Origin of the sequence: Pseudoalteromonas sp. MMG005 (assembly GCF_018101015.1) — a bacterium.
Lineage (GTDB): Bacteria > Pseudomonadota > Gammaproteobacteria > Enterobacterales > Alteromonadaceae > Pseudoalteromonas > Pseudoalteromonas aurantia.
Genome location: NZ_JAGJEK010000020.1, coordinates 40,220 through 59,145 on the forward strand (window position 1 = coordinate 40,220; position 18,926 = coordinate 59,145).

The 18,926-nt window shown below is 41.7% G+C and carries 21 protein-coding genes and 1 other RNA gene; 11 read left to right on the forward strand and 11 right to left on the reverse strand.

The annotated features are described in order from the left end of the window. Positions 1 to 9: 9 nt before the first annotated feature. From J8M01_RS16190 to J8M01_RS16200, 3 genes are read right to left on the reverse strand one after another with little or no spacing between them, the layout of a single operon-like run. On the reverse strand, positions 10 to 894 hold the full coding sequence (locus J8M01_RS16190; RefSeq protein ID WP_211058675.1) for a hypothetical protein: 885 nt from the start codon (positions 892 to 894) through the stop codon (positions 10 to 12). Continuing rightward, complete coding sequence (locus J8M01_RS16195; protein ID WP_192506343.1) at positions 872 to 1,990, reverse strand: PilT/PilU family type 4a pilus ATPase; 1,119 nt, start codon at positions 1,988 to 1,990, stop codon at positions 872 to 874. Before J8M01_RS16195 ends, J8M01_RS16190 begins: the two co-directional genes overlap by 23 nt. Before the next feature lie 14 nt (positions 1,991 to 2,004). Beyond that, positions 2,005 to 3,051: a type IV pilus twitching motility protein PilT gene (locus tag J8M01_RS16200; RefSeq protein ID WP_010362491.1), complete on the reverse strand. Its 1,047-nt coding sequence runs from the start codon at positions 3,049 to 3,051 to the stop codon at positions 2,005 to 2,007. 30 nt (positions 3,052 to 3,081) lie between these two features. On the opposite strand from J8M01_RS16200, the gene J8M01_RS16205 reads away from it, so the two are divergent. From J8M01_RS16205 to J8M01_RS16235, 7 genes are all read left to right on the forward strand, one after another. Then, complete coding sequence (locus J8M01_RS16205; protein WP_192506342.1) at positions 3,082 to 3,765, forward strand: YggS family pyridoxal phosphate-dependent enzyme; 684 nt, start codon at positions 3,082 to 3,084, stop codon at positions 3,763 to 3,765. Between the two features lie 13 nt (positions 3,766 to 3,778). Further along, positions 3,779 to 4,600: a pyrroline-5-carboxylate reductase gene (proC, locus tag J8M01_RS16210; RefSeq protein WP_211058676.1), complete on the forward strand. Its 822-nt coding sequence runs from the start codon at positions 3,779 to 3,781 to the stop codon at positions 4,598 to 4,600. A 9-nt stretch (positions 4,601 to 4,609) separates the two neighbouring features. Further along, positions 4,610 to 5,143, forward strand: a complete 534-nt coding sequence (locus J8M01_RS16215) for a YggT family protein (protein WP_192506340.1) — start codon at positions 4,610 to 4,612, stop codon at positions 5,141 to 5,143. A 39-nt stretch (positions 5,144 to 5,182) separates the two neighbouring features. Further along, complete coding sequence (locus J8M01_RS16220) at positions 5,183 to 5,620, forward strand: DUF4426 domain-containing protein (RefSeq protein WP_192506339.1); 438 nt, start codon at positions 5,183 to 5,185, stop codon at positions 5,618 to 5,620. A gap of 6 nt (positions 5,621 to 5,626) precedes the next feature. Next, positions 5,627 to 6,220: an XTP/dITP diphosphatase gene (locus J8M01_RS16225; protein WP_211058677.1), complete on the forward strand. Its 594-nt coding sequence runs from the start codon at positions 5,627 to 5,629 to the stop codon at positions 6,218 to 6,220. Then, complete coding sequence (gene hemW, locus J8M01_RS16230) at positions 6,217 to 7,353, forward strand: radical SAM family heme chaperone HemW (protein WP_211058678.1); 1,137 nt, start codon at positions 6,217 to 6,219, stop codon at positions 7,351 to 7,353. Before J8M01_RS16225 ends, hemW begins: the two co-directional genes overlap by 4 nt. Before the next feature lie 81 nt (positions 7,354 to 7,434). Next, positions 7,435 to 9,261: a DUF885 domain-containing protein gene (locus tag J8M01_RS16235; protein WP_192506546.1), complete on the forward strand. Its 1,827-nt coding sequence runs from the start codon at positions 7,435 to 7,437 to the stop codon at positions 9,259 to 9,261. A gap of 146 nt (positions 9,262 to 9,407) precedes the next feature. On the opposite strand, the gene rnpB is transcribed toward J8M01_RS16235, so the two are convergent. Both rnpB and rsmI read right to left on the reverse strand, forming a co-directional pair. Continuing rightward, an RNA gene (rnpB, locus tag J8M01_RS16240) (RNase P RNA component class A) lies at positions 9,408 to 9,760 on the reverse strand. A gap of 39 nt (positions 9,761 to 9,799) precedes the next feature. Next, entirely contained in the window at positions 9,800 to 10,660 is an 861-nt protein-coding gene (gene rsmI / locus J8M01_RS16245; protein WP_192506336.1) for a 16S rRNA (cytidine(1402)-2'-O)-methyltransferase, read from the reverse strand. A 62-nt stretch (positions 10,661 to 10,722) separates the two neighbouring features. Between rsmI and J8M01_RS16250 the strand changes: the two genes are divergently transcribed. Genes J8M01_RS16250 through dolP form a run of 4 tightly spaced genes read left to right on the forward strand, consistent with a single transcriptional unit; the run spans position 10,723 to position 14,155 of the window. Then, the gene (locus J8M01_RS16250; RefSeq protein ID WP_211058679.1) at positions 10,723 to 12,612 is read left to right on the forward strand and encodes a penicillin-binding protein activator; all 1,890 of its coding nucleotides are present in this window, start codon (positions 10,723 to 10,725) and stop codon (positions 12,610 to 12,612) included. 21 nt (positions 12,613 to 12,633) lie between these two features. Then, on the forward strand, positions 12,634 to 12,999 hold the full coding sequence (locus J8M01_RS16255; RefSeq protein WP_211058680.1) for a YraN family protein: 366 nt from the start codon (positions 12,634 to 12,636) through the stop codon (positions 12,997 to 12,999). A 1-nt stretch (position 13,000) separates the two neighbouring features. Further along, entirely contained in the window at positions 13,001 to 13,588 is a 588-nt protein-coding gene (locus tag J8M01_RS16260; RefSeq protein ID WP_211048171.1) for an SIS domain-containing protein, read from the forward strand. Continuing rightward, the gene (dolP, locus tag J8M01_RS16265) at positions 13,589 to 14,155 is read left to right on the forward strand and encodes a division/outer membrane stress-associated lipid-binding lipoprotein (RefSeq protein ID WP_192506332.1); all 567 of its coding nucleotides are present in this window, start codon (positions 13,589 to 13,591) and stop codon (positions 14,153 to 14,155) included. Positions 14,156 to 14,244: 89 nt separating this feature from the next. Here dolP and J8M01_RS16270 read toward each other — a convergent pair whose 3' ends face one another. The 6 genes from J8M01_RS16270 to rpsI all read right to left on the reverse strand — a co-directional run bounded on the left by J8M01_RS16270 (position 14,245) and on the right by rpsI (position 18,925). Further along, entirely contained in the window at positions 14,245 to 14,673 is a 429-nt protein-coding gene (locus tag J8M01_RS16270; RefSeq protein WP_211058681.1) for a ClpXP protease specificity-enhancing factor, read from the reverse strand. Further along, positions 14,673 to 15,299: a stringent starvation protein SspA gene (sspA, locus tag J8M01_RS16275; protein WP_192506330.1), complete on the reverse strand. Its 627-nt coding sequence runs from the start codon at positions 15,297 to 15,299 to the stop codon at positions 14,673 to 14,675. The genes J8M01_RS16270 and sspA overlap by 1 nt, the downstream gene beginning before the upstream one ends. 96 nt (positions 15,300 to 15,395) lie before the next feature. Beyond that, positions 15,396 to 16,133 (reverse strand): cytochrome c1, encoded by a 738-nt coding sequence (locus tag J8M01_RS16280; protein ID WP_192506329.1) that lies wholly within the window; start codon positions 16,131 to 16,133, stop codon positions 15,396 to 15,398. Then, entirely contained in the window at positions 16,130 to 17,425 is a 1,296-nt protein-coding gene (locus J8M01_RS16285) for a cytochrome b N-terminal domain-containing protein (RefSeq protein ID WP_192506328.1), read from the reverse strand. The genes J8M01_RS16280 and J8M01_RS16285 overlap by 4 nt, the downstream gene beginning before the upstream one ends. Next, entirely contained in the window at positions 17,425 to 18,015 is a 591-nt protein-coding gene (gene petA / locus J8M01_RS16290; protein WP_119860956.1) for a ubiquinol-cytochrome c reductase iron-sulfur subunit, read from the reverse strand. The genes J8M01_RS16285 and petA overlap by 1 nt, the downstream gene beginning before the upstream one ends. A 517-nt stretch (positions 18,016 to 18,532) precedes the next feature. Further along, entirely contained in the window at positions 18,533 to 18,925 is a 393-nt protein-coding gene (gene rpsI / locus J8M01_RS16295) for a 30S ribosomal protein S9 (protein ID WP_171041054.1), read from the reverse strand. Position 18,926: the final 1 nt, after the last annotated feature.

Here is an 18,926-nt window from a genome sequence, read left to right on the forward strand (position 1 = left end):
GCGCCTCATTCATTGAACTTCTGAAGCGTTTAAAACTTTAAATTTCGTCAGATCAGGAGTAAAACCTGCCTGTAAGTAGGCTTTTTTTATTGCTCCTTGCTGCCTTAAAAGTGCAAGTCCTATTTGTAATGCCTTAAATGCCCGCTCTCCGTCAACATGATGGCGAGAGACCACAAAGTGACGGCTTCCTAGTAACAGTACAATCCATTTTTTATGTGCAATTAAATGGATATCCTCTAACTTATATTCATTGCCCTTACTCGGCATCAACGGCATCAGCATGAAGTCTACCCATTTTCTGCTGACCATATGCGCCTGTGCTACCCACTCATGTTCGACAGCTAAGCGCTGAAGTGGTAATAAGCTCAATGTTTGCCAATCCGTGCGCCAACGTGGTGTACTGACAGCCGAAAGGTCTTTTAGATCGTTAATTTGTTCTATTTTCTCTACTGATGCATTATTAGGCGCATAATAAATCCCTGCAAAATACTCCCCTTCTTCAATGACCGCATCGCTTATAAACACATCTTTTTTTTCGGCCTGTGCATCCGCCAACCAATAACTATCAAAACTCAGTAATAATTTACCTTGACGTAGCAAAGAAGTATTTCTGAAATTTACATTGCCGGTCTGGTATATAAATGATTTATTGAAACCACCGAGTAGTAGTGCCTGTTGAACCAAAATCATGTCAACCACATCTCGGCGAATATACCCCCCTCGAAAATCGGTAATTTCTAAAGGGGATCGACCATCTAAAAAACGCACATAGTCATTATATACATCGTCTCGAATATACATTTGCACATGCTTGTCACTATTACCATATGCATTAGGAAATAGTGACAATAGAACGAGTATAAACGTATAGCTAGCTTTTTGTATCCAAGCCATCTACTGTCACACCTTGCAAAAATCCTGCACCTTGCTGTTCATTATTTTGTAACTTAATCATCAAGCGTAAATCATTCGGTGAATCCGCATGATGAAGCGCATCAGCGTAATTAACGCGTTGCTGCTTGTACAGCTCAAACAAAGCCTGGTCAAAGGTTTGCATACCAATATCACGCGATTTACTCATTGCTTCTTTAATGCCGCCAATATCCCCCTTTTTGATCAATTCAGCCACCAAAGGCGAATTAAGTAACACTTCAATAGCTGCTTCTCGCCCATCCCCTTTTGACGAAGGTACCAATTGCTGCGCCACAATCGCACGTAAATTCAGAGCTAAATCATACTTTAACTTGTCGTGCTTCTCTTTTGGAACCAAGTGCATGATTCGATCTATTGCTTGGTTTGCATTATTCGCATGCAAGGTAGCGACACATAAATGCCCAGTTTCAGCAAAGCTTAACGCATACTCCATGGTTTCCTGTGAGCGAATTTCTCCTATCAAAATAACGTCTGGAGCTTGGCGCAAAGAGCTTTTTAGCGCCGCCTCAAAGCTTTCAGTATCTAGACCAACTTCTCTTTGCGTTATAATGCTCTTAGCGTGTTCATGAACAAACTCAATTGGATCTTCAATGGTTAGAATATGTCCACGCTGATTACGATTTCGATACCCTATTAATGCCGCTAATGACGTTGATTTACCTGTGCCAGTTCCACCAACAAACAGTAATAATCCTCGCTTTGCCATGATCACATCGGTCAGTGTTGAAGGTAAGCCTAAGTCATTTACATCTGGAATTTGTGTGACAATGCGCCGTAATACCATGCCCGCACAATCTCGTTGCCAAAATGCAGAAACACGAAAGCGCCCTTGTTCAGTTGCAATTGCAAAGTTGCATTCTTTTTCAGTATGAAATTGTACTTTTTGCTTCTCACTCATTGCTGATTCAACTAGCGAAAGTGATGTTTCTGCATCTAGTACTTGATCATCAAATGCCCTGAGTTCTCCGTCTACTTTAGCACTCACAGCCAACCCGCTGGACACAAATAAGTCAGAGGCTTGTTGCTCTACCATCATTTGCAAATAGTTACTTAACATTATGGATTAGCCTCTTAATATCCTGTCCCAAATTGTTTTTTATCTTGTGCTTTTTGCTGCGCATCTTGTTGCGTGATTAGGCCCCGATTAATCAAATTCGTTAAGCATTGATCCATTGTTTGCATACCATGAACTGCACCGGTTTGAATCGCCGAATACATCTGCGCAATTTTGTCCTCACGGATCAAGTTACGAATTGCAGGAATACCTAACATGATCTCATGAGCGGCTACACGCCCTCCGCCCACTTTTTTAACCAGAGTTTGTGATATCACCGCTTGTAATGATTCAGACAGCATAGATCGCACCATATCTTTTTCTTCACCAGGAAATACATCGACGATACGGTCAATGGTTTTTGGCGCTGAAGTGGTGTGGAGTGTACCAAAAACCAAGTGGCCAGTTTCAGCTGCAGTCATGGCTAAACGAATCGTTTCTAAATCTCTCAACTCACCCACTAAGATCACATCCGGATCCTCGCGTAAAGCGCTGCGCAGTGCCGCATTGAAACTGTGCGTATCTCTATGAACTTCTCGTTGATTGATCAAACTCAATTGATTTTGGTGAACAAATTCGATTGGATCTTCAATCGTTAAAATATGATGGTGTTTATTCGCATTTATGTAATCAACCATGGCGGCCAACGTCGTAGATTTACCTGACCCTGTAGGTCCTGTAACCAATACTAACCCCCTTGGATTTTCAGCTATATCTCTAAAAATATCAGGCGCGCCTAACTCATCAAGTGTTAGCACTTTTGCTGGGATGGTACGAAATACCGCTGCAGGACCACGACTGGTGTTAAACGCATTCACACGAAAACGTGCTAAATTAGGAACCTCAAAAGAAAAGTCAACTTCAAGATTTTGCTCATAGTCTTTGCGTTGATTATCATTCATAATATCATAAACTAACGAGTTAACATCTTTGGCCTCTAAGGTAGGAATGTTGACTCGGCGAACATCGCCATCAACTCTTATCATTGGCGAAACGCCTGATGATAAATGTAAATCCGAGGCTTTATGTTGAACACTAAAGGCCAATAATTCCGTAATATCCATGTATGACTCCACAACGAGCTGATAATTAATATGGTTACAATAGCAGAACGACTAACGTCCGCCTATTCTCGGGTCGAAATAGCCCAGCAAAACTGTCAACTTGATCACCCTGTGACAATATTAGCAGTATCTAAGACCAAACCCTTAGAAATGATCGAAAATGCGTATTTTGCAGGTCATCGTCAGTTTGGCGAATCATACGTGCAAGAAGCCGTAGAAAAAGTTCATGCATTGAAGCATCATCGTGACATTGAGTGGCACTTTATCGGTCCGATTCAATCAAATAAATCTCGCTTAGTGGCAGAGAATTTTAGTTGGGTGCAAAGTGTTGACCGAGAGAAACTTGCAAAGCGACTCAATGAGCAACGACCCAATAACCTAATGCCGCTTAACATTCTGATCCAAGTGAATATCAGTCATGATGACAATAAATCCGGCTGTACTATCAACGAAATAGAGCCCTTAGCAGCGCTTATCGATAACAGCAGGCAGTTAAACTTACGCGGATTAATGACGATTACCAAAAATACCCCAGATAAAGCCAAACAATTAGAATATTTTCAGCAAATGCGTGCTTGCTTTGATAGACTAAAGGACCAATATCCTCAAGTAGATACTTTATCAATGGGTATGAGTGGCGACTTGGAATCGGCAATCACTGCTGGTACCACCATGGTACGCATTGGCACTGACATATTTGGAAAAAGACAATAAGGTAAGCAAGGCAATGTCCAACAAAACAATTGCATTTATCGGTACTGGTAACATGAGCTACGCGATAATTGGCGGCATGATTCAGAGCGGCTTTGCACCGCAAAGTATTATCGCGACCAACCGTAATGAAGAGAAGCTAGCCAAAGTCGCTGCAGATTTTAAGGTAAAAACAACAACAGACAATATAGCAGCACTACAAGATGCTGACGTCATTGTATTGTCAGTCAAACCTCAGATGATGGCGCAGCTTTGCGAAACGCTGCAAACTGCAGACATCGATTTAAGCACTAAACTATTTGTATCCGTTGCTGCTGGTATCACCGTTGCTAGATTGCAAGAGATGCTCGGCCAGCCGGTTAAAATGGTTCGCTGTATGCCAAATACACCAAGTTTACTCGGCTTAGGCGTATCTGGGTTATTCGCCCAAGGACTCACCAGTGAGGAGCACACATTTATAGAGCAAGTATTTTCAAGCACCGGTATTGCAACCTGGGTAGAAACAGAATCACAAATAAATGATATTATTGCGGTGACGGGATCTTCTCCCGCTTATTTTTTCCTGTTTATGGAAGCGATAGAAGAAAAAGCGCGAGCATTGGGGTTCAGTGCTGAGCAAGCGCGTGCTCTTGTGCAACAAACAGCTCTTGGGGCTGCACAAATGGCGGTGTCTCAGCCAGAGATAAGTATTTCCCAGTTGCGTGCGAATGTCACATCAAAAGGGGGAACCACTCATGCTGCAGTTGAACACTTAAAATCATGTAACTTACATACAACTGTTGCTGATGCTATGGACTCATGCATCACACGTGCTCAACAAATGGAACAAGAATTATAAGGGTTTACTATGAACGCAATGCAATTTTTAATCGGGATCATTTTTGATCTTTTTCTCATGGTGGTTTTGTTGAGATTTTGGCTACAACTAGCGAAGGCTGATTTTTATAATCCATTAAGTCAAACCGTTGTAAAAGCAACCTCGTTTGCGGTTAATCCCCTGCGTAAGATAATTCCTGGCGCTGGCGGGTTAGATTTAGCATCTTTAGTCTTAGCTTTTTTAATTGGCTTTGCCAAAGTATCCCTATTAATGGTGCTATTTTATGGCGGTTGGAATGGCATAGGCGCGGCCATATCGGGCGTTATGACAGTGTTTAAAGAAGCTTTCAGCTTGGTATTTTGGATCCTGATAATTCGTGCTGTTTTGAGTTGGGTTTCACAAGGTTATAATCCAACTGCCGCTGTTTTTGAACAACTTACAGAACCTATGTTGCGCCCTATCCGTAAAGTCATTCCCCCGCTAGGTGGCTTAGACTTATCGATTCTAGTTCTTATTATTGGTATGCAGTTTTTACAAATTTTAGTAACCGATTTGTTGCGCTAATTTAATTTGGGCACTGATTAGTGCCCTTCAGGAAGACCAGTGAAAAAATTATTTCTATTACTCGTTACCTTAGCTTTTAGCTTATCTTGTTATGCAAATTCAACACAAGGGGGGCAATTTAAAAACTTAGGCCCATGGCAAGTGCATTACATCGCATTTCCATCAACGTTTATTCAGCCCAATATTGCCAAAGCCTATGGCCTTGAACGCAGTAATTACAAAGGCATAATTAATATTTCAGTATTAGCAAAGAAACAGGGCAACCCCGCGTTAAAAGCAAATTTAACAGGCGAAGCTCGCAACTTGCTTGGCAGTAAACAAACCTTGGAATTTAAGGAGGTAGTAGACGGCGATGCTATATACTACCTTGCCCAAGTCGATTTTCGAAATGAAGAGGTTTATCGCTTTAAAGTCAATATTTCGCAAGGGAATAACCATCAAGTATTAAGCTTCCAACAAAAATTTTATGTGGATTAATTAAATATGAGTCAACAAGTTGTTCTCGCAACGGGTAATCAAGGCAAAGTAAAAGAACTCGCTGCAATGCTCGCCTCACTCCATATTGACGTGTTACCCCAAAGTCAATTTAACGTCGGTGAAATTGCCGAAACAGGGACCACTTTCGTAGAGAATGCCATAATTAAAGCGCGTCATGCTGCAAAAATAACTGGTCTACCGGCAATAGCCGATGACTCAGGCATTGAAGTCGATGCGCTAAAAGGCGCGCCTGGCGTTTACTCAGCACGCTTTGCAGGACCCGATGCAAGCGATCAAGACAATATCGATAAATTACTGCTAGAATTAACCAATATAGAGCAAAGAACCGCACGTTTTTGGTGTGTACTGGTTTACATGCGCCACGAACACGACCCAACGCCAATCATCTGCCAAGCCAGTTGGGAAGGGGAAATTACCCTAACACAACAAGGCCGTGAAGGGTTTGGATACGATCCCGTATTTTATGTACCAAGTGAAGGATGTACATCAGCGCAATTAACGAAGGAGCAAAAAAATGCAATTAGCCATCGTGGTCAAGCATTGCAGATGCTACTTGCGCAGTTTAAGGCGATTATGTGAAGTTACCTCCGTTAAGTTTATATGTGCACGTACCTTGGTGCGTGCAAAAGTGTCCTTATTGCGACTTCAACAGCCATAGTAAAAAAGGCACCATTCCCGAAAAAGAGTATGTCCAACACCTTATTGACGACCTAAAAGCGGATTTGTCACTCGTGCAAGGTAGAAAGCTCCACAGTATATTTATTGGTGGCGGCACACCGAGTTTATTGTCAGCAGACGCCTATGTCCGACTACTTTCTGAAGTGGAGCGCTTAATTGGGTTTGAGGATGGTATTGAAATTACTCTAGAGGCTAACCCCGGAACGGTAGAAACCGACCGCTTTAAGCGGTATGCCGACGCAGGCATTAATCGTATATCTATTGGCGTACAAAGCTTACAAACAGATAAACTAAAAGCGCTTGGTAGGATCCACGGGGAACAAGAAGCCATTAACGCAGCTTATGAAGCTCAATCTGCCGGCCTCCGATCATTTAATATGGACTTGATGCATGGCCTACCAGGGCAAAACATTGATGACGCACTCAGCGATTTAAAGCGTGTAATAGAGCTTGAGCCACCTCATATATCTTGGTATCAATTAACGATTGAGCCCAACACGCAATTTGCCTCAAAACCCCCAACCCTTCCTGAAGATGAAACGCTTTGGGATATACAAGAGCAAGGCCAAGCTATGTTAGCTGAGGCTGGGTATCAACACTACGAAATATCGGGATATGCTAAACCCCAGTTTCAGTGTCGCCATAACCTCAATTATTGGCAGTTCGGCGATTATCTTGGTATTGGTTGTGGTGCTCATGGCAAAATTACACAGCCTGAAAAAAATCATATTTTACGAACTGAAAAAGTAAAACACCCTCGCGGGTATATGGACTTATCTAAACCCTACGTATATAAAAGTTGGCAAGTCGATAAATCCGATCGAGCATTTGAATTTTTTATGAATTGCTTTCGATTACAAGCCCCTTGTGATAAACAAGCATTTATTGATTTTACTGGGCTTTCATTCGCTGATGTACATGCTCCGATAGAGCAAGCATTGGCCCAAGGACTACTTTCAGATAACGGTTTGTCATGGTTGGTTACAAATAAGGGCCACAGATATTTAAATGACCTGCTAGAATTATTTGTCTAGGTTGGCGACTTACCCGCCAATGAACCAATACTAAATGACAAATTACCGCCATATGGCACATAAATAAAAAAGGGTATAATGATGCGTAAACTGACCTTTATTGCTGCTGCAATTAGCGTAGCTTTATTAGGTGGTTGTCAGCAAACAGCTGATAAACCTGCTCCTGCACCACAAGTTCAAGTTGAACAGAGTGAAATCACCAAAGCCAATGAGTTTTTCGAAGAAGTATTCACAAGCAGTGTAATGCGCAGCCCCATATACCAAACATATATGGGGATCAAACAAGACTACGATAAGTGGGATGATGATACTGAAGAAAATACGCTTAAAGAACTTGCGATCACGAAAAAGAATCTAGTCACACTTAACAGTATTGACCGTAACAAACTCGATGAAGCGACTCAGGTTAGTTACGACTTAATGCAACAAAGTTTAGAAAATGACATTGCCGACTTTAAATGGCGTCATCATAACTACCCAGTAAACCAGATGTTTGGTACACATTCGATGATACCGGCATTTTTAATCAATCAGCACCAAATTGGTAATGTAAAAGAAGCAAAAGATTACATTGCTCGATTAAATGGTGTGCCAGTGGTTTTTGACCAATTGATTGATGGTTTAGAAACTCGAATGAATAAAGGCATTATTGCGCCAAAGTTTGTGTTCCCACACGTCATTGAATCAAGTAAAAACATCATTGTTGGTGCACCTTTTGAAAAAGGTGATGATTCAACTCTGCTAGCTGACTTTAAACGTAAAGTTGCCAAGCTAGAAATTACGGAGAGTGAAAAGTCTGCACTTATCGATGACGCAACTCAAGCATTAAAGGTGGCGGTTAAGCCTGCTTACAGCAAACTAATTAACTACTTAGCCAAACTAGAGAAAAAAGCAGATAGCCGTGATGGTGCATGGAAATTTCCTAATGGTGAGCAATTCTTTAACAACGCACTAGCTCGTACTACGACCACTGATTTAACAGCCAAAGAAATCCACACTATAGGGCTTTCGGAAGTTGCACGTATTCATGACGAAATGCGTGAAATAAAAGAAAAAGTAGGCTTTAAAGGCGACTTAGCGGCATTTATGGAGTTCATGAAAACTGACAAGCAGTTTTACTTACCGAACACCGAAGAAGGTAAAGAGAAGTACCTTAAAGATGCAACTGCGATGATAGATAACATGAAGTCTCGTCTTGATGAACTGTTTATTATCAAACCAAAAGCAGACATGACTGTTAAACGTGTTGAAGCATTTAGAGAAAAAGCAGCGGGTAAAGCCTTCTATCAGCAACCTGCGCCAGATGGCTCTCGTCCAGGTGTTTATTACGCAAACCTGTATGACATGGAAGCAATGCCCACTTACCAAATGGAAGCATTGGCTTACCATGAAGGTATTCCTGGCCACCACATGCAAATTGCCATCGCACAAGAACTTGAGGGTGTGCCTAAGTTCCGTAAGTTCGGTCGCTATACAGCGTACACTGAAGGTTGGGGACTATATTCAGAGTTAGTTCCAAAAGAAATGGGATTATATGAAGACCCTTATTCTGATTTTGGTCGTCTAGCAATGGAATTATGGCGTGCATGTCGTCTCGTTGTTGATACTGGTATTCATGCGATGAAATGGACTCGCCAAGAAGGTATTGATTATTATGTAAACAATACACCGAATGCAAAATCTGATGCGGTTAAAATGGTAGAGCGTCATGTTGTTATGCCTTCGCAAGCAACGGCATATAAAATTGGTATGTTAAAGATAGTAGAGCTTCGCGAAGCGGCTAAGAAAGAACTAGGTGATAAGTTTGATATCCGCCAATTTCATGATGTTGTTCTTAAGAGTGGTCCATTACCACTGAACGTATTAGAAAAGTTCGTTGATGAATGGGTTGCGAGTAAAAAAGCGTAAGCACACTCATCCATATTCAACAAACAGTTTAAATAAAGGCTCATTATTAGAATGAGCCTTTTTATTTTTTAAAGTACAAATTATTTGGTCCGGCTTGAAAATGGCATAAAAAAAAGCTCACACTAATGTATGAGCTTTTTTCTTAATGAGTGAGTCAGCCTATAAGCCGGGTTCTGTAATAGATAATCATTCGTCTAGGCCTAGGATCGCTCCTAGGCTCAAGCAACCTACCCGGTTCCAACGTGGGCCACGCCATAAGGAACCCTATTTGGTCTTGCTCCGGGTGGAGTTTACCTTGCAACCAACTGTTACCAGTGGCCCGGTGCGCTCTTACCGCACCCTTTCACCCTTACCAACTCGAAAGTTGGCGGTCTTCTCTCTGCTGCACTTGTCGTAGGCTTTCACCTCCCAGCCGTTAGCTGGCACCCTGCCCTGTGGAGCCCGGACTTTCCTCCCCCTGATCATTTTCGTCACAGGCAGCGATTATCCGGCTGACTCGCGGCGGATTATACGGTAAACCGAGGCAAAGCTCACGCTTTTACTGCTCTTTTTCTGCAATTGCCGCTTTATATAGTGCATTCTTTTTTAAACCAAAGTACTCAGCCACCACACCACATGCTTTTTTCAATGGCATTTCAGGTTCTAGTAGCGATAGCATCCGCTTTGCATCGGCTGGAATTTCTTCTTGCTGCTTTGGCTTACCAGGTAACATCAAGACTAATTCACCCCGTTGCTTTTCCGGCTCTTCGGTTAAAAACTCAATCAAGTCTGTGACCGTGCCACTGAAAAATGTTTCATAGGTTTTCGTCAGCTCTTTGGCAAAAACCACCTGTTGCTGCGAACCCAATGCCGCTTTCAAGTCATCTAAACTGGCCATGATCCGGTGCGTACTTTCGTACATGATGCTGGTAATGTGGCTCTCGTAAGCATCGATAAAAAACTGCTGGCGTGCTTGGCTTTTCGCAGGTGTGAATCCCACGAACTGAAACCTGTCTGTCGGTAGCCCTGAACAACTGACTGCCGTTATCGCCGCACATGCTCCCGGCACGGGTGTGACATTCGCACCTTGTGCTCGACATAAGTTTACAACCGAATAACCAGGGTCACTAATCAGAGGCGTGCCTGCATCTGATACTAACGCAATATCCAAGCCTTCATTTAGCCAATCAAGCACCTGCTGTGCTTTTTGTTTTTCATTATGGTCATGTAGCGCAAATGTTTTTGCTTTAATATTAAAGTGACTAAGTAATTTACCTGTATGGCGTGTATCTTCAGCCGCGATTAAGTCAACGTCAGATAGTGTTGCTAAGGCGCGTTCGCTGATGTCGCCTAAGTTACCAATTGGCGTTGCAACCACGTAGAGGGTGCCTATTTTATCTGTGTTGTGTGCTTTAATCATTGAGCTCTCCAGTTTCAATCAGTAAGATAGGCCTTAATAGAGAACTTCATCAAGGGTCCATAGTGCGACTGAAAGTAATTAGTCTTGTAATTGGTATATTGTCAGGCTTATCCGCCTGTAGCACAACCGAAAAAGCAACAAACGTGACAGTTACGGAAGATAATCAACAACAACGTATACCTGATGTACTAAATGCATCTGGCCTTTTCAATAAAGCGATTTCTAAACAAGGCATTCATAAAATTCAGTTACTCTATAGTGCGCGAGAAGCCGCTATCATCGAACAAGATTGGCAGACACTAGAACAAGCCTGTTTAGCGCTGGAAAGTAAAAACAGTGTCGACCATGTCCAAAATAAGCTATACATCGCACTCGCTCGTAAAGAAATGGCGAATTACACTGATGCATTATCCATTTTAAGAACCCTTTCAGAGCAACTCAAACTTCCCGAGCATCAAGGCTGGCATCAGTATTTAATGGGCAGCATATATGCCTCTCAGCAATTGCCCAAAAAAGCACTGGTTCATTACTTCAAAGCTTCGGATATTGCATTTCAAAACAACTTAACCTTTGCGAGCTTAAACGACGAAACTTGGCGGGCATTGCAACAGCTTTCTTCCTACGCGTTAGAACGCTTTGATACTGGCTCTGTTGTGCAACAAGGCTGGACAAAATTAGCCAAGTACCAACAGATTTACCTCGGTACTGGTGTTGAACTTCACCAAGCGATGAACAATTGGCAACGCCGCTTTATCAACCACCCTGCTAGCTATATTCTGCCCAAAGAGGTTACACAAGCGGTATTATTGTCACCGTATGAAACTAAAAAGCTGGCGATACTTTTACCTCAGTCAGGGCCAAGCGAGCGACTAGGTGCAGCATTAAAGAATGGCTTTTTAGCCGCCAGTGATAATTGGCCTGATAGCGAAATTTTTTTTATTGATGAAATGCAAACGAATATAGAAATAGAAGCACAGTTAGCGCAAAACCAGGCTGACTTTGTTATTGGTCCACTATTAAAAAACAATATTGAAAAACTCAGTGATAGCAGCACACTGCATGTATTGCCCACAATTCACCTCAATACAAAAAGTTCACAGAGCCAGAAAAACCCAAATCATTACTACTTTGCACTAAACCCTGAGCATGAAGTAGAGCAGGCTTTAGTTCACTTTTTGGCAAAGAAATACCAAAAACCCATGTTACTCGCGCCTGACTCTAGCTCTGGAAAAAGACTCGTGGAACACTTTAGCGAGCAATGGCGGTTGTACAGTGAAGCAGCGCCTGAAGTTGGCTTATATACCGACAGTAAGAACATGGCCAAAGTTATCGCCAACTTATTAGAAGTAGAGAACTCTAAACAACGCATAAAAACGATTGAAAGTTTATATCGTAAAACGGATATAGAAAGTGAGACACGTTCTCGTAGAGACATTGATGTGATTTATATACTTGGGAACGCTTCAGAGACACGTCTGTTGAAACCCTATTTAGACGTCAATGTCAGTACATTCGCTCCTAAGATCCCTTTATATGCAAGCTCGCGTAGCTATAGCCGACGTATCGATACCACCGATAAAAGCGATCTAGAAGGCTTATACTTTACGGAACAGCCGTGGATGTTGCCCAATACAACAGATAACCGCGCGCTGAGAAATAAATATATGCAACTGTGGCCGGAACAAGCTGATATAGAACAACGTTTATTTGCAATGGCATTTGATGCCGTTGCACTTATAGGTGAAATAAAGCAACTGGCAAAAATACCAGGTAAAGAGTTTATTGGTCTAACTGGGCAATTGAGTATTAAATCCGATAATACTATTCACAGAAGGTTGAAATGGGCTCAGTATTACAAACAACAGATCCGCACAATCAATTTAAACGAGCAAGCACCGTTGCCTTTATTTATGCAAAGTGCCGCAGCTGAAAATAGGATCTTGAAGAAATAATTATACCGTTAAGGAAGACATATGCTAAAAGGACTATTTAGCAACTCACGAGATAAAGGTTCATATTACGAACGTCTCGCCGAATCATACTTACAGCAACGTGGGTTGATTCCAGAAACAAACAATTATTATTGTCGATATGGTGAAATTGATTTAATTATGCGAGATAACAATACTTTGGTTTTTATTGAAGTAAAATATCGCAAACATACACAATTTGGTGGAGCTTTATCGGCTTTATCATATAAAAAACAACAAAGGTTAAAGCGCAGTATTTATCAGTATTTGACAGAGCAACAGTTGCATAATACTCAAGTACGCGTAGACTTTGTAGCAATCGAGGGTGAGAATCCTCCTAATATACAATGGATTAAGAGCGTTTTTTGATATGCAAGAATCTATTAAAACGATTTTTACAGAAAGTATTCAAGCACAAATTGCAGCTGGTGAAGTACTCCCCAGTTCCCTAGAAGCTGCAGCACTGACAATTGTGCAAAGTTTAATTAATGGTAATAAAGTGGTGTGTTGTGGCGTGCCCAGTTGCCATATGTTGGCCACTCATATGGCTGGGTTATTAGTCAACTTCTACGAAACCGAAAGACCTTGCTTACCTGCGGTTGCCTTAACGCAGAACAGCATACACCTTGGCAGTATGGGCTCCGACGATGATATGGAGCATTATGCCCGTCAAGTAAGAGCCTTTGGCCAACAAGGTGATTTACTGCTCGTCATCGGTGTAAATGGGAATGAGAAAAGTGTGGTGAGCGCAGCGGAAGCTGCATTAACTAAAGATATGAAAGTCATTGCATTAATTGGTGATGATGGTGGCGAACTGACCGGGCTACTTGGCCCAACCGATGTTGAAATCAGAGTACCGAGTAAGCGTCCAAGTCGTATTGTTGAGTCCCATTTATTTTCTATACACTGCTTAACTCAGCTCATTGATGACACCTTATTCCCACAGGAAGAACAATAAATGCGTATAAAACCGATTGCGTTATTACTCAGCCTTACTCTCTTACAAGGCTGTGCCGCAGCCGTTGTCGCAGGTACAGCCAGCGCAATGTCGGCTGCGAATGATCGTCGTACCATTGGTACACAAATTGATGACAACAATATCGAAATAAAAGGAACGCTTGCCATAAAAAGCATTGACCGCCTATCTAAACATGCCAATATTAGCCTGGTCAGTGTTAATGGTATTGTACTTATGGTTGGGCAAGTGAGTAATATTGAAATGCAGGCTGAAGCTGAGAATGCATTAAAAACGATACCAGCAATACGTAGCGTTCATAATCAACTACGAATTGGAACAAACATCGGGCTAACAACACAAACACACGATACATGGCTTACCTCTAAAGTAAAAACCAGACTCTTAGCCGACGAAAACGTCAGTGGTAACAATATAAAAGTTGTGACCGAGAACTCAGAGGTTTTCTTAATGGGCTTAGTTGCGCCAGCTGAAGCTGAACAAGCTGTTGAGATTGCCAGAAATATCAGTGGTGTGGAGCGCGTTATTAAGGCATTCGAATACCTCTAATAGTGAACCTAATTTTCCCAATTCAATAACGACCAAAGTACGCATAAAAAAACCCGCTGAATGCGGGTTTTTTACTAACTAAATAATCGCTATTTGACCACTCGTAGATGAGAACCTTTCTTTTTCTCAGGTTTTTCAACAGGATCAGGCGATACTGTTTCTTCACTTTCTACGGGCTCTAGCGTATCTTCAAGCTCAGCATCATCAAATGCTTCTTGAGTAAAGACAGTACCTTCACCATTTTCTCGAGCGTAGATAGCCAATACTGCACCTAAAGGCACATAGACCTGCATAGGTTGACCACCAAATCGCGCATTAAAGCTAAGCTGCTCATTATCCAAAGAAAATGCAGTAACTGCTGAAGGACTGATATTCAAAACTATTTGCCCATCCTGAACAAATTGCGTTGGTACTTGTACCTCAGGATAATCAGCATTAACCACTAAATGAGGGGTGCATTCATTATCAACAATCCAGTCGAAAAATGCTCTCAATAAGTATGGGCGATTTGGCGTCATTATGATCTGATCTCGCGTTCTGCTTCAGTTAATGATGCCTGGAACGAATCACGCTCGAATAAACGTAGCATGTAATCTTTCATCTCTTTTGCACCTGCGCCATTAAGCTCAATACCAAGTTCTGGCAAACGCCATAATAACGGAGCTAAATAACAATCAACTAAGCTAAACTCTTCACTCATAAAGTAAGGTGCTTCAGTAAAGATAGCTGCAACCGCTAACAAGGCCTCGGTTAAATCCCTACGTGCAAGAGCAGCATCAGAACCACCTTCTGAGATTTTTTCTGCAAGGCTATACCAATCATTTTCAATACGGTGCATCATTAAACGACTGCGACCACGCATAACTGGATATACAGGCATTAGTGGAGGGTGTGGAAAACGCTCATCAAGATATTCCATGATGATGTCTGCACGGTAAAGACCAAGCTCACGATCAATTAAAGTTGGTACAGTGCCATAAGGGTTTATCTCATGAAGAGCTTCTGGCAGATTGTCCTTTTCTGCTAGGTGGATATCAACACTTACGCCTTTCTCTGCAAGTACAATACGTACTTGGTGACTGTACATACAGTTCGCACCAGAGAAAAGAGTCATTACAGGGCGCTTATTGGCAGCAACGGCCATGCCTACCTCCATTAATAATTACAAAAGTAATAAATCACTTTAAACAGCAATAGGGGCTACTGCCCCTATTACAAAATCACCTTAGATTTGTTCGCTTTAGTGAACATCTCTCCAGTATTCTTTCTTCAAGAAGAATGCAAGGATAAATAGAATTAATAAAAACCCTAATACCTTAATACCAATTGACTCAGACTCTAGGCGAGATGGCTCACCAACATAAGCTAAGAAATTAGTAATGTCACGTGCAGCATGGTCATATTCATCAGTGCTCATTTCACCTGAGCCATCTGTTTTTAAACCAACTACTTTCGTAACTGTTTTACCATGCTCTTCTACTTCTTCAGTAATAGGCAATGGTAAACCTTGCAATTCTTGTAGTACATGTGGCATACCCACTAATGGGAATACAATATTATTCACACCAAATGGACGCGACTCATCTTTGTAAAACGACTTTAAATACGTATAGATGTAGTCTGGTGATTTAACACGTGAAATCAAAGTTAAATCTGGTGGCGCTGCACCAAACCATTTAGCGGCATCATCTTGATCCATTGCATTCAAAATGTGGCTACCCACTTTTGAACCATCAAAAATTAGCTGCTCCTGGCCAATGTCTGTTGGAATACCAATGTCACGGAACGTACGTTCATAACGTTGGTACTGCATTTGGTGACAACCAAGGCAGTAATTCATGAATAACTGAGCACCACGTTGTAGTGACGCCTTGTCAGTTAAATCATTATTAGCTTCCATCAAAGGTACTGATGGTCCTGCTGCCATAACAAATGTTGGCAACAATGCGAACAAACCGATAACTAGTTTTTTCATCATTTGGTTACCCTCGTAGGCAATGGCTTAGTCGTCTCGTTCTTTGAATACACAAATAGTAACACGAAGAACATGAAGTAAGTCACAGTCGTAATTTGCGATAAGATTGTCTTAAAGTCTGTTTGTGGTGTAGCACCAACCCAGCCAAGAATAACAAACGTTACAACAAATTGAGCTATATTCCACTTGTGTAGTGCACAACGATAACGAATGGAGCGCACTGAACCACGGTCAAGCCAAGGTAACAATGCCAGTACCACGATTGAGGCACCCATTGCCGCAACACCCATTAATTTATCAGGGATGGCACGTAATATCGCATAAAATGGTGTGAAATACCAAACAGGGAAAATATGCTCTGGTGTTTTTAGTGGATTTGCAGCTTCAAAGTTTGGCGCTTCTAAGAAGAACCCCCCCATCTCTGGAGAGAAAAAGACAACCCAACAAAATAAAATTAAGAAACCTGCTACACCTAAAATGTCTTTCACTGTGTAGTAAGGGTGGAAAGGAATTGCGTCAACAATATCTTTCTTATCAGTATAATACTCGTGAAACTTAAACTTAGGCTTTTCATCTTCTGAAATAGTGCCTTTTTTATGTTTAATTTCAATACCATCTGGGTTATTTGAACCAACTTCATGTAATGCTACGATGTGAAGGAATACTAAAATAACCAAGACTAAAGGCAATGCAATAACATGTAATGCAAAGAAGCGGTTAAGCGTTGCACCAGAAATAACATAATCACCACGGATCCACTGAGTTAAGTCTTCACCAATCACTGGAATTGCACCAAATAGCGAGATAATTACCTGAGCTCCCCAAAAAGACATTTGTCCCCAAGGTAGTAAGTAACCCATGAATGCTTCAGCCATTAGCGCTAAGAAAATAAACATACCAAATAACCACAACAACTCTCGTGGCTTTTGATAAGAACCGTAAATCATGCCACGGAACATGTGTAAGTACACAACAACAAAAAACGCAGATGCGCCTGTTGAGTGCAGATATCGCAGTAACCAACCATACTCTACATCACGCATGATGTACTCCACTGAAGCAAATGCGCCCTCAGCAGATGGAACATAGTTCATGGTTAACCAAATACCCGTTAGGATTTGGTTTACTAGCACAAGAATCGCTAATGAACCGAATAAGTACCAAAAGTTAAAATTCTTTGGTGCAGGATATTGAGCAATGTGCATATTCCAGACGCGAGTCATTGGAATACGGTCATCGATCCAGTTAATGACGTTACCTACAACGCCTGAAGCTGCTTTAGAGTTTTCAGCCATTACGCTACCCCTTCTTCTTCACCAACGATAATCGTGGTGTCATCAATAAAGGTGTATGGAGGGATCTCAAGGTTTAACGGTGCAGGAACCGCTTGGAATACTCGACCAGCCATATCAAATTTAGAACCATGACATGGGCAGAAGAAACCATCCTCTGTACCTTCAACTTTTTCACCAAAGCCACCTTGTAGGAAGCTAGGTGAACAGCCTAGGTGTGTACAAATACCGACCGCAACAAAAATCTCCGGACGCTTAGAGCGATATGGATTTTTAGCTGAATCGAGTTGTTGAGGTTCTTCAGAAGCAGGATCACGAAGTTGCCCTTCATGAGCTTTCATCTCTTCTAACATTTTTGGGGTACGAGAAATAACCCAAACAGGCTTACCTCGCCACTCAACACGAATTAATTGTCCAGGCTCAAGTTTGCTGATATCCACTTCTACAGGCGCACCTGCAGATTTAGCTCGCTCACTTGGATTCCAAGACGCAATAAAGGGAACAGCAGCCCCAGCCGCACCAACACCACCTACAACAGAGGTAGCTATGGTTAAAAAGCGACGTCGGCCATTGTCTACAGGCGCATTGCTCATCCACTTATCTCCACTATGAATCTCAACACTTGCTATATTGAGAACATCGTTACAGCAGGTTAATTTTAAGAAACTACAAAATAGACGCGATCATAAATAAATCCCTTGATTAAAACAAGGTTATTCAAACCTAATGATCCGATAAACCAAACAACACAGTCTAAGTTAACCAGAGCAAAAAGCTAATCTCTTATGATATCGCTTCAATAACAACAATTTACTGACCAAGATCAACCTCTGTATGAAAAAATGCCCTCTACAGAATTCCCGTTGAAACTCACTCACTTTACTTGCCCTGCAATTGTAGCAAAAAAAAGCGCTGAGTTATCGACAGATTTGCACTAAATGTAATAAATATTGAACTTTTTTTGTCAATAAAAACGGGATATTAGTATATTGAGGATAATTTAAACGACAGACCGTCGTATAAAAAGGCAACTTTAGGTGAGCAGGGTTAATCAATAAAAACAAAAAACCCAGCACAAGCTGGGTTTTTGAATTCTTGAAACGTAAAAAATTAACGCTTTGAGAACTGAGGACGCTTACGCGCTTTGTGTAGACCCACTTTCTTACGCTCAACTTTACGAGCATCGCGAGTAACAAAGCCAGCTTTACGAAGTGTAGGACGTAGTGACTCGTCAAACTCCATAAGTGCACGAGTAATACCGTGACGGATTGCGCCAGCTTGACCTGTTGTACCACCACCTTCAACAGTGATGTAAAGGTCAAACTTTTCAGTCATGTCTACAAGCTCAAGAGCTTGACGAACAACCATACGAGCTGTTTCACGACCAAAGTACTCATCTAGTGAGCGCTTATTGATTACGATGTTGCCAGTGCCTGGGCGTAAGAATACGCGAGCACTTGAACTTTTACGACGACCTGTACCGTAGTATTGATTTGCCATGATG